Annotated in this window: 16 protein-coding genes and 1 tRNA gene; 12 read left to right on the top strand and 5 right to left on the bottom strand. The window is 63.1% G+C overall.

Going from position 1 to position 13,959, the window contains the following annotated elements; all coding sequences use genetic code 11:
* Positions 1–25: 25 nt before the first annotated feature.
* A complete protein-coding gene (locus NKJ15_RS05230; protein WP_352814427.1) occupies positions 26–700 on the top strand; it encodes a hypothetical protein in 675 nt (224 codons plus the stop codon).
* Between the two features lie 13 nt (positions 701–713).
* On the top strand, positions 714–1,412 hold the full coding sequence (locus NKJ15_RS05225) for a hypothetical protein (protein ID WP_352814425.1): 699 nt from the start codon (positions 714–716) through the stop codon (positions 1,410–1,412).
* A 98-nt stretch (positions 1,413–1,510) separates the two neighbouring features.
* On the opposite strand, the gene NKJ15_RS05220 is transcribed toward NKJ15_RS05225, so the two are convergent.
* Positions 1,511–1,600 (bottom strand) — tRNA-Ser (locus tag NKJ15_RS05220).
* Positions 1,601–2,030: 430 nt separating this feature from the next.
* On the opposite strand from NKJ15_RS05220, the gene NKJ15_RS05215 reads away from it, so the two are divergent.
* The 4 genes from NKJ15_RS05215 (at position 2,031) to NKJ15_RS05200 (ending at position 4,842) form a co-directional block, all read left to right on the top strand.
* Positions 2,031–2,354 (top strand): hypothetical protein, encoded by a 324-nt coding sequence (locus NKJ15_RS05215; RefSeq protein ID WP_352469464.1) that lies wholly within the window; start codon positions 2,031–2,033, stop codon positions 2,352–2,354.
* A gap of 66 nt (positions 2,355–2,420) precedes the next feature.
* A complete protein-coding gene (gene msrA, locus NKJ15_RS05210; protein WP_352539398.1) occupies positions 2,421–3,083 on the top strand; it encodes a peptide-methionine (S)-S-oxide reductase MsrA in 663 nt (220 codons plus the stop codon).
* A 215-nt stretch (positions 3,084–3,298) separates the two neighbouring features.
* Entirely contained in the window at positions 3,299–4,288 is a 990-nt protein-coding gene (locus NKJ15_RS05205) for a BMP family lipoprotein (protein ID WP_352469466.1), read from the top strand.
* A gap of 113 nt (positions 4,289–4,401) precedes the next feature.
* On the top strand, positions 4,402–4,842 hold the full coding sequence (locus NKJ15_RS05200) for a GNAT family N-acetyltransferase (protein ID WP_352469467.1): 441 nt from the start codon (positions 4,402–4,404) through the stop codon (positions 4,840–4,842).
* Positions 4,843–4,854: 12 nt separating this feature from the next.
* Here NKJ15_RS05200 and NKJ15_RS05195 read toward each other — a convergent pair whose 3' ends face one another.
* Positions 4,855–5,064: a SlyX family protein gene (locus NKJ15_RS05195; RefSeq protein ID WP_352469468.1), complete on the bottom strand. Its 210-nt coding sequence runs from the start codon at positions 5,062–5,064 to the stop codon at positions 4,855–4,857.
* A 180-nt stretch (positions 5,065–5,244) separates the two neighbouring features.
* Between NKJ15_RS05195 and NKJ15_RS05190 the strand changes: the two genes are divergently transcribed.
* From NKJ15_RS05190 to deoA, 6 genes are read left to right on the top strand one after another with little or no spacing between them, the layout of a single operon-like run.
* Positions 5,245–6,777 (top strand): ABC transporter ATP-binding protein, encoded by a 1,533-nt coding sequence (locus NKJ15_RS05190; protein ID WP_352682437.1) that lies wholly within the window; start codon positions 5,245–5,247, stop codon positions 6,775–6,777.
* A complete protein-coding gene (locus tag NKJ15_RS05185; RefSeq protein WP_352539396.1) occupies positions 6,774–7,913 on the top strand; it encodes an ABC transporter permease in 1,140 nt (379 codons plus the stop codon). The genes NKJ15_RS05190 and NKJ15_RS05185 overlap by 4 nt, the downstream gene beginning before the upstream one ends.
* Position 7,914: 1 nt before the next feature.
* Positions 7,915–8,886 carry an ABC transporter permease gene (locus tag NKJ15_RS05180; protein ID WP_352682440.1) on the top strand — a complete coding sequence of 324 codons (972 nt, stop codon included), beginning with the start codon at positions 7,915–7,917 and terminating at the stop codon, positions 8,884–8,886.
* Between the two features lie 6 nt (positions 8,887–8,892).
* Positions 8,893–9,285 carry a cytidine deaminase gene (cdd, locus tag NKJ15_RS05175; RefSeq protein ID WP_023675315.1) on the top strand — a complete coding sequence of 131 codons (393 nt, stop codon included), beginning with the start codon at positions 8,893–8,895 and terminating at the stop codon, positions 9,283–9,285.
* A complete protein-coding gene (locus tag NKJ15_RS05170; protein WP_352448279.1) occupies positions 9,282–10,100 on the top strand; it encodes a purine-nucleoside phosphorylase in 819 nt (272 codons plus the stop codon). The genes cdd and NKJ15_RS05170 overlap by 4 nt, the downstream gene beginning before the upstream one ends.
* Positions 10,100–11,419: a thymidine phosphorylase gene (gene deoA, locus NKJ15_RS05165; RefSeq protein WP_352469474.1), complete on the top strand. Its 1,320-nt coding sequence runs from the start codon at positions 10,100–10,102 to the stop codon at positions 11,417–11,419. Before NKJ15_RS05170 ends, deoA begins: the two co-directional genes overlap by 1 nt.
* A 110-nt stretch (positions 11,420–11,529) precedes the next feature.
* Here the strand turns inward: deoA and NKJ15_RS05160 are convergent, their stop codons facing one another.
* The 3 genes from NKJ15_RS05160 to NKJ15_RS05150 all read right to left on the bottom strand — a co-directional run bounded on the left by NKJ15_RS05160 (position 11,530) and on the right by NKJ15_RS05150 (position 13,930).
* On the bottom strand, positions 11,530–12,090 hold the full coding sequence (locus NKJ15_RS05160; protein ID WP_352469475.1) for a TIGR02281 family clan AA aspartic protease: 561 nt from the start codon (positions 12,088–12,090) through the stop codon (positions 11,530–11,532).
* Between the two features lie 100 nt (positions 12,091–12,190).
* Entirely contained in the window at positions 12,191–12,820 is a 630-nt protein-coding gene (upp, locus tag NKJ15_RS05155) for a uracil phosphoribosyltransferase (RefSeq protein ID WP_023675320.1), read from the bottom strand.
* A 135-nt stretch (positions 12,821–12,955) separates the two neighbouring features.
* Positions 12,956–13,930, bottom strand: a complete 975-nt coding sequence (locus tag NKJ15_RS05150) for an adenosine deaminase (RefSeq protein ID WP_352682444.1) — start codon at positions 13,928–13,930, stop codon at positions 12,956–12,958.
* Positions 13,931–13,959: the final 29 nt, after the last annotated feature.

The following is a 13,959-nucleotide window of genomic DNA, read 5'->3' as shown; positions in this document are numbered from 1 at the left end:
ACTAGCCGAAAGCCTTGTTAGGCCGATGGCATTACTCCTGGCTATAAAGCAATCGACCGATGAGTACGCGGTCAGTGTTCGGAAGGGGCTATCACAGTTCCCCGCCCATCGCCGCAAGGACTCCAATGTCGAGGCCATCTGGAGGGATGTAATTTCAGAGGTCTTTGTCCGCATGCTGGAATTTGGGGACTCTGACCTGACGATCCTGGCCGACTTCAGGCGGCAACCGGAGGTGCTTGCGCGGTTCTTGGTTGATCGGCCGCATCTTTCGATGCCGCAGCCAAACGGAGACCGACTAGACCAGACCCTTCAAGCCGTGTGGCAGGGCTACCTATACCTGGCCAAGATAGGCGAAGAGACGCTCGACCGGGAGACCTCTCGGTTTGATCTGTCGAAGCGGGGAAAGGACATAGTCTCCGATCTGGCTCAGCGGGCCGAAGTCCTCCGAGCGAGCGCATCCAATCCAGATGCATCAGCCCTGCCGGAGTGCTTCATTGAGGCCGTCTATGAAGATGTGAATCGGAAGGCGAAATCAATCGCCCTTTCTGCAATGTTCGGGCCGGCATACGAGAGCGGCATTAGCCACATGGTCAAGCTTGTCACCGAAAGCGGCGCTCAGGCTGATGTTCGCACGGTGGAGGACAGCATCCGACGCATTATGAACGCCACCACGCCAGATGACATTCGAAGGCCGGGCTAGAACCAAGCCCACGATGGCAAATGAACCCACCTACTTTATTGATGAGGCTCCGGTAGTCGCCGAGCATGATCGGATGATTGCCGACAGTCCGGACCTGTTGGCACATCAGCGGATGATCGATGCCGCGCTCGATACTATCCACGAGCTAATCAGAGCCACGCCCTATGACACCCGCGACGACGTTGTTGCCCTGAGGCTGGCCACGAGGTGCTTCAACGACGCTGCGGCCGCATTGCGCCTAGTGAGATGTGGCTACTTCCAGCCTTCCTTGGCGATGATTCGGGACATGATGGAATGCAGGCTGTTGTTGGACCTATTCAACCGACAACCGCAGCGCTTGGCGGAATGGCATACGCTTCCTGAGGCTGAGCGCAAATCCAAGTTTTCACCGCCGAAAGTCCGGATAGCTTTGGAGGCGTTCGATGGAAGCAAGGATACCAAACGCCAGGAGGACTACAGCATCTTCTCCAAGTACGGTGCCCATCCGACGCCTGAGGGGTTTACCGTCATCTCGCCGAACAACATGACCAATATCGGGGCCTTCCCGGATGTGCGTCTCCTAACCGCTATCCTCGAAGAATTGGTACGGGAGCTGATCCACGCGGTGGACGTCATAAGCGGTCACGCGCCCAACGATGCACCCCGTGTCGTCGGCGCGAAGATTGACTATTTGCAGCGGCTAGGGCCGTGGCGCAAGCATTATAAGCTCTAACTGAGCGGCTAGTTTGGGGCACCGGCGTGGGGCACCACAATTCCAAGTCGTCTAAAAAAACATCACTAAGTCAGACAGTTACATAGTTATAGGGACGCTGGCGGAGAGAGCGGGATTCGAACCCGCGTTACGGTTTCCCGTAAACACACTTTCCAGGCGTGCGCCTTCAACCACTCGGCCACCTCTCCGTCTCTTTAGCATTTTCGACGCGGCCGGTTTCGCCGCGCGGGTTGGGGAGATGCATCTCCTTTGGGATTCCGGTGCCGGAATTCCGGCCGTGGGCGCCGTCAACCAGCGGATACCCTTTCCCCGCACCTGAGCCGTCAAAGCAACAGGCGCGGGGCTCATCTAGTCGATCCGGTGCCGAATGCCAAGACATAACGGCAGTCTATTCGCTTTGCCGGATACGGATGCTCAGCCCATGCCGCTGGGGCACCCGTTGGGAGCCTATCGAAAGGAGCGGCGGAGGTGTGCTTGCCGTCCCCGGCGCGCCACCGGTCCCGGCGAACCGGCGGCCGCAGGTTCAACTTCGCGTGTCGCGATTGCGGATAAAGCACGCAGATCCTATTTAACAGTCCACACGACATTCTGATAAACTCCTGGGGAGGAAGGGTCCGGATGTTCCGCTTTATCTTCCGTCTTGCCGCAATGATCGCGCTTTCGGTTTCGGTCATCATGGCCGTGCTCGATGCGACCCGCTCGGTGGCGGCTTCGGCGCTGGTGATGACTCCGCTCAACACCAGCTGGCTCGCGGTTTCGCCGGATACGCGCAGCGCCTTCGAAAGCTTCGTCCGCGACAAGGTCAACCCGCTGCTGTGGGACGGTGCCATCGCCTGGGTGCTCAGCCAGCCCGGCTTTGCCGTGTTCGCGGTGCTGGCGTTCATTCTTTATGCCATCGGTTACAGGCGGCAGCGCCCCAGCGGGCGGTTCGCCGCAACCTGACATTTCCAGCCTGACCCGGTGATCCCGTACCAGGAAGGCTCAACCAAGAAGAAAAGGAAGCCACACATGTTTCTCAGCGACATGCTGAACAAGAAGCTCAACCTGCCGAAACCCTCCGAGGCGTTGCCCGGCCGCGACCGGCCGATCCCGACGGCATCGAAGCACTTTGTCTCGAACAGGCCGCTCAAGGGTCCTTATCCCGAAGGGATGGAAATGGCGATGTTCGGGCTGGGCTGCTTCTGGGGCGCCGAGCGCCTGTTCTGGCAAGTCGAGGGCGTATGGGTCACGGCGGCCGGCTATGCCGGCGGCGTCACGCCCAACCCGACCTATCAGGAAACCTGCACGGGCCTGACAGGCCATGCCGAAGTCGTGCTCGTCATCTACGATCCCAAGATCGTGTCCTATGCCGAGCTCTTGAAGCTGTTCTGGGAAAGCCACGACCCGACGCAAGGCATGCGCCAGGGCAATGATGTCGGCACCACCTACCGTTCGGCGATCTATACGTTCAACGACGCGCAGTACCAGGCGGCGCTCGCCTCGCGCGATGCCTACGAGGCTTCGCTGCGCGGTGCCGGACGCGGCAAGATCACCACCGAGATCGCGCCGGCGCCGGAATTCTACTTCGCCGAGGAAGACCACCAGCAATATCTGGCGAAGAACCCTTACGGCTATTGCGGCCTGCAGGGAACCGGCGTCACCTGCGCCATTCCGGCCGCCGTCTCCGCCTGATTTTATGCCCCTGACGCAAGGAATATGCTGTGGCGCCGCGATGCGGCGCCATGCTTTTCCAAAGGGTCAAAATTCCACGTGAATTTTGTTTCGGGCCGTGCCAGATTGACCCGAAGCGGGAGGAAGACACTCCTGCCCGAAACCGTATGCCTGCCGGAGAACCGGGCCGGCATGCGGTGCATAATGGACAAATAACCGACAGGGGTGTGGATCACATGAAACGTATCGTTCTCGGCCTCATGGCCGCAGCTGCAATGGTTCTTCCGGCCTTCGCCGCGGACATTCAACCCGCGATCCTCTATGATCTCGGCGGCAAGTTTGACAAGTCGTTCAACGAGGCATCCTTCCACGGCGCTGAAAAGTTCAAGACCGAGACCGGCATCCCCTATGTGGAATTCGAGGTCAGCAACGCCACCCAGCGCGAGCAGGCGCTGCGCCGTTTCGCCGAGGACGGCCGCAACCCGATCGTCATGGCGGGCTTCTCGTGGGCTGACGCGCTTGACAAGATCGCAACCGAGTTCCCCGACACCAAATTCGCCATCATCGACATGGTCGTCGACAAGCCCAATGTCCGCTCCCTGGTCTATAAGGAGCAGGAAGGCTCGTACCTCGTCGGCGTGATGGCGGCGATGGCTTCCAAGACCAAGAAGGTCGGCTTCGTCGGCGGCATGGATATTCCGCTGATCCGCAGGTTCGGCTGCGGCTATGTCGGCGGCGCCAAGGCGGCCGGGGCCACCGACGTCATCCAGAACATGACCGGCGATACGCCGGCAGCCTGGAACGATCCGGCCAAGGGCGGCGAGATCGCCAAGACGCAAATCGACCAGGGCGCCGACGTAATCTACGCAGCGGCGGGCGGCACCGGTGTCGGTGTGCTGCAGGCAGCGGCCGACGCCGGCAAGCTCGGCATCGGCGTTGATTCCAACCAGAACGGCCTGCAGCCCGGCAAGGTGCTGACCTCGATGGTCAAGCGCGTCGACGTTGCCGTCTACAACACCTTCATGGATGCCAAGAACGACAAGTTCACGGCGGGCGTCAACGATCTCGGCCTCAAGGAAGGCGGCGTCGACTACGCCATGGACGACAACAACAAGGCGCTTGTCGACGATGCGATGAAAGCGGCGGTCGAAAAAGCCAAGGCCGACATCATCGCCGGCACCATCAAGGTGCACGACTACATGTCGGACAATGCCTGCCCGTATTGATCCGCCGGCACTGATTGCGAACCGCCGGGCGTGGTCCCGGCGGTTTTGTTTTGGCAAACGCCGGTGAACCATCAACCCCCCCGGGGACGCAGATGCAGCCGACAGTCGAACCGATGCGCGAGCGCGATGTTGAGGCAGTCGCGCAATTGCGCCTTGCCGCCTTTTTTGATGGCACCGCAAGGACGCTCGAAGATGACATCGCCGGCCTTCGCAAGCTGCTGGCTGGTGACGGATTCGAGACTTCCCTGGTTGCCCGGATCGGTGATGTCCCAGTCGGTACGTGTTTGCTGGTCCGCCGTGAACTGGAGCTGGCGCATGAACTGACGCCATGGCTAGCCGGGCTGGCTGTCGCTCCGAAGCACCAGCACCAAGGGATCGGCACGGCACTGGTTAGGGCGACCGAAGCGCGCGCAGCATCGGCCGGCGTTGTCGAATTCTATCTTTATACCTGGCAGGCGCGCGATTTCTATGCGGCGCTCGGCTGGATGACGGTCGAAACGTTCGAACAAGATTGCGCACCCATGTTGCTGATGTCGCGAAGGCCCAGCCTATAACCGTTGCTCGCCTCACCAGTGCGGCGGCTTGGTCACCGGCACGTCGGGCGCGGCCTGTTCCTCCAGCGCCAGGAAGCGCTCGGCCAGCGCGTCCAGCTTGCGCTGCATGCGCTCGATCACCTTCCACTGCTCGGCGATCTGGCCGGACAGTTCCTCGATGATCTTCTCCTGCTCGGCGGCGCGGATTTCCAGCGTCGTCAGCCGGTCCTCGGGCATGGTCATTTGAAATCCTCGATCAGGCGATTGTGCAGGCTGCGGCCACGTTGGAAATTGACAAGCATGGCGGGATTTGTCGAGAGTGAACCTGCTCCGGCCAATTGCTACGGACCCAATTGGCACAGACTGGGCGTCATGCTAGGCGTTTGACCAAGCGGTAAAAAAATAACAGTGGGAACAGGCTGCATGGCGCAAGCCGCAATCGAGCTGATCGGCATCGACAAGAGCTTTGGCGCCGTGCGCGCCAACCGCGACATCAATCTGGAGATTATGCGCGGCACCATCCATGGCATCGTCGGCGAAAACGGCGCCGGCAAGTCGACGCTGATGTCGATCCTCTATGGTTTCTACCAAGCCGATTCCGGCGAGATCCGTGTCGGCGGCCAGCCGGCATCGATCAAGACACCGAATGATGCGATCGCGCTCGGCATCGGCATGGTGCATCAGCATTTCATGCTGGTCGACAATTTCTCGGTGCTGGAAAACGTCATTCTCGGCGCCGAAAGCGATGCGCTGCTGAAGAAGAGCATTGCCAAGGCGCGTTCCGAGCTGGAGCGGCTCGAGCGCGAATACGGGCTCGAAGTCGATCCCGACGCCATCATCGAGGAGTTGCCGGTCGGCCTGCAGCAACGCGTCGAAATCCTCAAGGCGCTCTATCGCGGCGCCGAGATCCTGATCCTCGATGAGCCGACAGGCGTGCTGACGCCGGCCGAGGCCGACCACCTGTTCCGCATCCTCAGGCAGCTGAAGGAGCAGGGCAAGACGATCGTGCTGATCACCCATAAGCTGCGCGAGATCATGGCGATCACCGACACGGTGTCGGTGATGCGCCAGGGCACGATGGTGGCGACACGCGAAACCAGGAAGACCACGGTCGAGGAGCTGGCCGAGCTGATGGTCGGCCGGCGCGTGCTGCTGCGCGTCGAAAAGGGCGAGGCGAAGGCCGGCGGCGTCAAGCTTGCGGTCAAGAACCTGACGGTCAAGGATTCCCGCGGCGTCACCATGGTCGACGACGTCTCCTTCGACGTCCATGCCGGCGAGATCGTCGGCATTGCCGGCGTCGCCGGCAACGGGCAGTCCGAATTGCTCGAGGCGATTTCCGGCATCAGGCATGCCGTTTCGGGCTCGGTCATGCTCGACGGCAAGCCGATCGACCTCACCGGCGCCGCCGACCCTGGCGAGCTGCGCGAGCGCGGCCTCGCCCATGTGCCGGAGGACCGCCATCATGTCGGGCTCGTGCTGGCCTTCGAGGAAAACGAGAATTCGATCCTCGGCTACCAGGACGACGCGCGCTATCTGAAGGGGCCGTTCCTTGACATCGACGCCATCCGTAACGATGCCCGGGACAAGATCGTCAAATATGACATCCGCCCGGCGGACTGCCGCCTCAAGACCGCCAATTTCTCCGGCGGCAACCAGCAGAAGATCGTGCTGGCGCGGGAAATGGAACAAGATCCCGGCGTGTTGATCGTCGGCCAGCCGACACGCGGCGTCGATGTCGGCGCCATCGAATTCATCCACAAGCGCCTCATCGCCATGCGCGACCAGGGCAAGGCGGTGCTGGTGGTTTCGGTCGAGCTCGACGAGATCCGCTCGCTGTCCGACCGCATCCTGGTGATGTTTGCCGGCCGCATCGTCGGCGAACGCGGCCCCGACGCGACCGAGGGCGAGCTCGGCCTGCTGATGGCCGGCGTCGAGCACCGGGAGGCCGCCGAGTGAGCACCCCCTATGCCAAGCTGCCGGCCTGGGCCGATTACGTGCTGATCCCGCTGATCAATCTGTTCGTCGCATTCGTCGTCGCCGGCTTCGTCGTCATATTGGTCGGCGAGAACCCGCTGCGTGCAGCCGTCATCCTGGTCGAGGGTGCCTTCGGCCGCGGCCAAGGCATCGCGTTCACGCTTTTCTATGCCACCACCTTCATCTTCAGTGGGCTTTCGGTGGCGGTTGCGGCGCATTGCGGCCTGTTCAACATCGGCGGCGAGGGCCAGGGCTATATCGCCGGTCTCGGCATCGGCATTGTTTGCCTGGCCTTCGACAGCGTGCTGCCCTGGTGGCTGACCTTCCCGATCGCCATTATCGCCGCCGCGGCGATGGGCGGGCTGTGGGCGCTGATCCCGGCCTATCTGCAGGCCAAGCGCGGCTCGCACATCGTCATCACCACCATCATGTTCAATTTCATCGCCGCCAGCGTCATGGTCTATGCGCTGGTGGGGATGCTGAAGCCGCCCGGCTCGATGGCGCCGCAGACGCGCACCTTCCTCGAAGGCGCGCAATTGCCGAAGCTCAACTGGGTCATCGAATTGTTCGGCGCCAAAATCCGTTCGGCGCCATTCAACGTCAGTTCCCTGCTGGCGCTAGCCATGGCCTTTCTGGTGTGGGTGCTGATCTGGCGCACGAAGCTCGGCTACGAGATGCGCACCTATGGCCACAGCCCGAAAGCGGCGCGTTATGCCGGCATTTCGGAGATCCGCATCATCATCATTGCGATGATGATCTCGGGCGCGCTGGCCGGCATGATGGCGCTCAACCCGACGATGGGCGACCAGCACAATGTCGCGCTCGAATTCGTTTCGGGCGCCGGTTTCGTCGGCATCGCGGTGGCACTGATGGGACGCCTGCACCCGGTCGGCATCGTGCTGGCGGCGATCCTGTTCGGCATGCTCTACCAGGGCGGCGCCGAGCTCGCCTTCGAGATGCCGGTGATCAGCCGCGACATGATCGTCATCATCCAGGGCCTCGTGATCCTGTTCGCCGGCGCGCTCGAGCATATGTTCCGGCCCTACGTCCAGGCGTTGTTCGCCTCGCTCAGCCCGAAATCGGTCGGCATGGAAGCGGTCAAGGGGAAGGGCGCCTGAGATGGATTTCTTCAACGCCATCGTACAGGTCCTGGACTCGACCATCCGCCTGTCTGTGCCCTTGCTGCTCGCCTGTCTCGCCGGCCTCTATTCGGAGCGGGCCGGCGTCTTCGACATCGGGCTCGAGGGCAAGATGCTTGTCGGCGCCTTCGCCGGTGCGGCCGCCGCCTCGGTCTTCCACTCGGCCTTAATCGGCCTCGGCATGGCCATCCTGATCTCGGTCGCCTTCGCGCTGATCCACGGCTTTGCCTCGATCACCCATCGCGGCAACCAGATCGTTTCCGGTGTCGCGATCAATTTCATTGCCGCCGGATCGACGATCATGCTCGGCCAGGCCTGGTTCCAGCAAGGCGGGCGCACGCCGGCGCTGGCCGCCGGCGAGCGGTTCGAGGCAATCACCTGGCCGGGCGCGGAGGCGCTCAGGAGCGTGCCGATCCTCGGGCCGATCTATTCGGAACTCATCTCCGGCCACTCCGTGCTGGTCTATCTCGCCTTCCTGGCCGTGCCGTTCACCTGGTGGGTGCTGTTCCGCACTCGCTTCGGCTTGCGCCTGCGCGCCGTCGGCGAGAACCCGGCCGCGGTCGACACCGCCGGCATATCAGTCGCCTGGCTGCGCTACCGGGCGCTGATCTGCACCGGCGTGCTCACCGGCATTGCCGGCGCCTATCTGTCGATGGTGCAGAATGGCGGCTTCGTGAAGGACATGACCGCCGGCAAGGGCTATATCGCGCTGGCCGCGCTGATCTTCGCCAAATGGAAACCGGTCAACGCCATGTTCGCCTGCCTGCTGTTCGGCTTCCTCGACGCCGCCTCGATCCGCCTGCAAGGCACGCCGCTGCCGCTGATCGGCAAGGTGCCGGTGCAATTCATGCAGGCGCTGCCCTATGTGCTGACCGTCATCCTGCTCGCCGGCTTCATCGGCAAGGCAATCCCGCCGCGCGCCGGCGGCGTGCCTTATGTCAAGGAACGCTGATCTATCATGGCTCATGATCTGTTCGAAGCGGCGAAAGCCGCCATGGCCAAGGCCTATGCGCCCTATTCGAAATTTCCGGTCGGCGCGGCGTTGCGCACCGAGGACGGCCGTGTCTTCACCGGCGCCAATGTCGAGATCGCGTCCTATCCGGAGGGCTGGTGCGCCGAAACCACCGCGCTCGGCCACTACGTCATGGGCGGCGGCGGCAAAATCACGGAAATCGCCGTGATCGCCGAACGCGTGGCAAAATGCTCGCCCTGCGGCGGCTGCCGGCAGCGGCTGGCGGAATTCTGCCGGCCGGAGACGAAGTTCTATCTCTGCGATGATAGCGGCGTGGTTGAGACCGTGACCATGGGCGAGTTGCTGCCATACGGGTTTGAAGGCGATGTGCTGAAATGAAGGAAGCGCTCGATCACCTCGTCGAAAGGCTGGACGGGCTGGCGCCGACCACCGCCTTGGTGCTGGGGTCAGGGCTTGGCGGGCTTGTCGACCAGGTCGAGGATGCGGTGCGCATCTCCTACGCCGACTTGCCGGGGTTTCCCCGAAGCGGCGTCAGCGGCCATGCCGGCGAGGTGGTGGCCGGGCTCTTTGCCGGCACGCCGGTGCTGATGCTGTCCGGCCGGGCGCATTATTACGAGCACGGCAACGCGGCGGCGATGCGGCCGGCACTCGAGGTGCTCGCCGGCCTCGGCATCTCCAGGCTGATCCTCACCAACGCCGCCGGTTCGGTCGATCCCGGGATGGGCCCGGGCTCGGTGATGCTGATCACCGATCACATCAATTTCTCGGGCTCCAACCCGCTGATCGGCGAACCGAGCGACCGCCGTTTCGTCGGCCTGACCGAAGCCTACGACGCCGGTCTCCGCTCCGCCATCGAGCAGGCGGCGAAGGCTACCGGTACCACGCTGCACAAGGGCGTCTATATGTGGTTCTCCGGCCCATGCTTCGAGACGCCCGCCGAGATCCGCATGGCGCGCGTCATGGGCGCCAACGCCGTCGGCATGTCGACGGTGCCGGAGGTCATTCTCGCCCGCTTCCTCGGGCTGCGCGTCGCCGCGTGTTCGGTCGTGACCAACCTTGCCGCCGGCATGACCGGAGCCGAGCTGTCGCACCAGGAGACCAAGGACATGGCACCGGTCGGCGGCGCGCGGCTAGCGACCATTCTGCAGCGTGTTTTTCAGGACGGGCTTCCGGAGCACAGGGTCGACGCCTGATGCTTCCCCAGGAAATCATCCGCCGCAAGCGCGACGGCCAGAAGCTCTCGGCTGAGGAGACAGCGTTCTTCATCGAGGGTCTGACCGCCGGCACAGTCACCGACGCGCAGGTCGGCGCCTTTGCCATGGCGGTGTTCTTCAACGGCATGAGCCGCGACGAGGCGGTGGCGCTGACTATGGCGATGCGCGATTCCGGCGATGTGCTCGACTGGTCGGATCTGCCCGGCCCGGTCACCGACAAGCATTCGACCGGCGGCGTCGGCGACAATGTCTCCTTGATGCTGGCGCCGATCGTCGCTGCCTGCGGCGCCTATGTGCCGATGATTTCCGGCAGGGGTCTGGGCCATACCGGCGGCACGCTTGACAAGATGGATGCCATCCCCGGCTATATCAGCCAGCCGGATGTTGCGCGCTTCCGCAAGACGGTGCTCGAAACCGGCTGCGCCATCATCGGCCAGACCGCCGATCTCGCACCCGCCGACGCCAGGCTCTACGCCATCCGCGATGTGACGGGAACGGTCGAATCGGTGCCGCTGATCACTGCTTCGATCCTGTCGAAGAAGCTGGCCGCCGGCCTCAATTCGCTGGTGCTTGACGTCAAGGTCGGCAACGGGGCCTTCATGGAGAAATCGCGCGACGCAACCGCACTGGCCAACAGCCTGGTCGACGTCGCCAATGGCGCCGGCCTTAAGGCCTCGGCGCTGGTCACCGGCATGAACGAGCCCCTGGCGTCCGCCGCCGGCAATGCGGTCGAGGTGCGCAACGCCGTCGATTTTCTCACCGGCCGCTTTCGCGACCGGCGGCTGGAGGACGTGACGCTGGCGCTGGCCGCCGAGATGCTGCAATCGGCAGGCCTGGTGTCGTCCAACCAGGACGGCCTGCGCCGCGCCGCCGAGACGCTGGCCGGCGGCCGCGCCGCTTCCATCTTCGCGCGCATGGTGGCGGCACTGGGCGGTCCCGTCGACTTTGTCGACAATCCGGAAAAATATCTGCCGAAAGCGGCAACGGAATTCGCGGTCAAGGCGAGCGCGAACGGCTTTGTCACCGGCATCGCGACCCGCGAGATCGGGCTTGCCGTGGTCGGGCTTGGCGGCGGGCGGACGCGGCCCGACGACAGGATCGATCACGCCGTTGGCATCACCAGGCTGTTGCCGGTCGGCGCTGAAGTGCGGGCCGGCGAAGCGCTGGCGCTGGTCCATGCCCGCAATACCGGGGATGCCGAAGCGGCCGCGGCCGCCGTGCTTTCGGCGTATACCATCGGCACTTCCAAACCGGCCACGGAGAAAACCGTCATCCGGCGGATCCTGCCCCGCGGGTAGAGCCATTCCGACGGTATCGGATGGGTTCTATCTTTCTTTGGACCACGATCTTGTCCGAAGACTGGTCCCCAACTTTTCGCAGGCGCGGACCTGCGGTTCGGGATCACGTTCTACTGAACCAGCAGCAGCTTGCCGCCTTCGACCTGGTATTTTTCGAGCCGCTGCAGAAAGCTCATGCCGATCAGGTTGGTGTGCAGCGCCCTGTCGTCGAGCACGACGGCCTCGACGCCCTCGACGGTGATCTTGCCGATCTGCAGGCGATCAATCGTCACCACGGCGGCCTTGATCGCACCATTGGCGGTGTTGACCTGATGGCTGAAGTCCGTCGAATTGAGCGAGATGCCGATCCTGCGCGCGGTCGAGGTGTTGATGGCGACGAGCGTCGCACCGGTGTCGATCATGCCGTCGACCTGGCGACCGTTCAACTTGAAGAGCGACATGAAATGCCCGCGCGCGTCCGCGGTGACGACGACCTTGCGGCCGAGCGGCTGCGGCGTTGCCGGCCTGTCCGGGACGGCGGCGAGATTCAGGTCGGTTTGTGTGTCGGCCGGCCTGGCTCCGATGGCTGATTTCAACAGCCGCTCGATTACCTGTGAATTGGACTGATACACGATCGGCAGCGATGCCGACGTTCCGGCAAACACGCCAAGGATGAGAAGCTTGCGCAGCATGGACCGGCCTTTGTGGTTGCCGATCCTTAGTCCGACATGGTGTCTGCCGCTTTAACGAATGCGGAAACCAGCCGTTTGCGTAAACAATCGGTAAACGGATCTATTTGGTGCCGTACATGCGGTCGCCGGCATCGCCGAGACCCGGCATGATGTAGCCCTTCTCATTGAGTTGGCGGTCGATCGAAGCGGTGAAGACCGGAACATCGGGATGCGCCTGGGTAAACCGCTCGAGGCCCTCTGGTGCCGCCAGCAGGCAGAGGAAGCGGATGTTTGTGGCACCGCGGCCTTTCAGCTTGTCGATCGCCGCGATCGCCGAATTGGCGGTCGCCAGCATCGGGTCGACGACGATCACCAGCCGGTCGGCGAGGTCGCCCGGCGCCTTGAAGAAATACTCGACCGCTTCCAGCGTCTCATGGTCGCGATAGAGGCCGATATGGGCGACACGCGCCGCCGGCACCAGATCGAGCAGGCCTTCGAGCAAGCCGTTGCCGGCGCGCAGCACCGAGGCGAAGACCAGTTTCTTGCCCTCCAGCGTCGGCGCCTCCATCGTTTCGATCGGCGTCTCGATGGTCGTCGTCGTCAGTTCCAGGTTGCGGGTGACCTCGTAGCCGAGCAGCAGCGAGATCTCGCGCAGCAGCCGCCGGAAGCCGGCCGTCGAGGTTTCCTTCTTGCGCATGATGGTCAGCTTGTGCTGGACAAGCGGATGGTCGACGACGGTGACGCCCTTCATGGTGTTCTCCAACTGCGCAAGTGAATGGTGAATGGTGAATAGTGAATAGTGAATAGTGAACTGGTTTGCGAGTCCTTGGTTGCGCGGAAAAACTCGCGGCTGACGAACCGAAGCGCCGGGTGAACCATTCACCATTCACCTGCCCTTGGCGCCGAGCCTGCCCAGCAGCGCCGCCCTGGTCTTCCTGTCGACGAAGGCTGCCTCGATGGCCGTCCTGGTGACCGCGGCGAGCGCCTTGTCGTCCATCGCAAAATGCTCGGCAGCGATGTCGTATTCGCGTTTCAGCGAGGTCCAGAAATAGGGCGGGTCATCGGAGTTGAGCGTCACCTTGCAGCCCGCTGCCCGCAAGGCGGGGAAGGGATGGTCGGCGAAGCTGTCGAAGATTTTCAGGGCGATGTTGGAGCCAGGGCAGCATTCGAGCACGACGCCTTCGTCGGCGATGCGCCGCACAAGCTCGGGGTTCTCGATGGCGCGCACGCCATGGCCGATGCGAGACGGGCGGATGTGGTCGAGTGCCGCCTCGACGCTCTCCCAGCCCATCAATTCGCCGGCATGGACGGTGATGCCGAGGCCGGCCTCGCGGGCGATCTCGAAGGCCCTGACATAATCTTCCAGGTCGCCTATCCGCTCGTCGCCGGCGACGCCGAAACCGGTGACCAGCGGATGCCCGCAGCGCGCGGCGAAACGCGCCGCCCGCTCGATCGATTCGACACCGAAATTGCGCACGCCGGTGACGATCATGCGGCCTTCGATGCCGGTCTTCGCCTTGGCGCGGGCCATGCCTTCGCCGAGCGCGTCGGTATAGGCCTTTGGCGACAGCCCGGCCTTGTTGGCATGGTCGGGCGAGGTGAAAACCTCGGAATAGATGGCGCCGTCGCGGGCGAGGCTGGTCAGGTAATGGTCGGCCAGCCGCGCATAGTCTTCTTCGGTGCGGAACAGGTCCGACGAGAAGTCGTAGGCCGCGAGGAAAGAGGTGAAGTCGCGCCAGACGAAGGAGCCGTCCTGGACGTAGCGCGAGGCATCCTTACCGTATTTCTCAGCCTGGCGGAGGACGAGTTCAGGCGCCGCTGCCCCTTCGATGTGGCAGTGCAGTTCTGCTTTCAAAGGCATTCAATTATCCCGTCAGGCTTTTTCTTATG

The sequence above is a fragment of the Mesorhizobium sp. M0207 genome, assembly GCF_040321995.1.
Lineage (GTDB): Bacteria > Pseudomonadota > Alphaproteobacteria > Rhizobiales > Rhizobiaceae > Mesorhizobium.
This window is presented reverse-complemented; position numbering and strand designations above follow the sequence as displayed.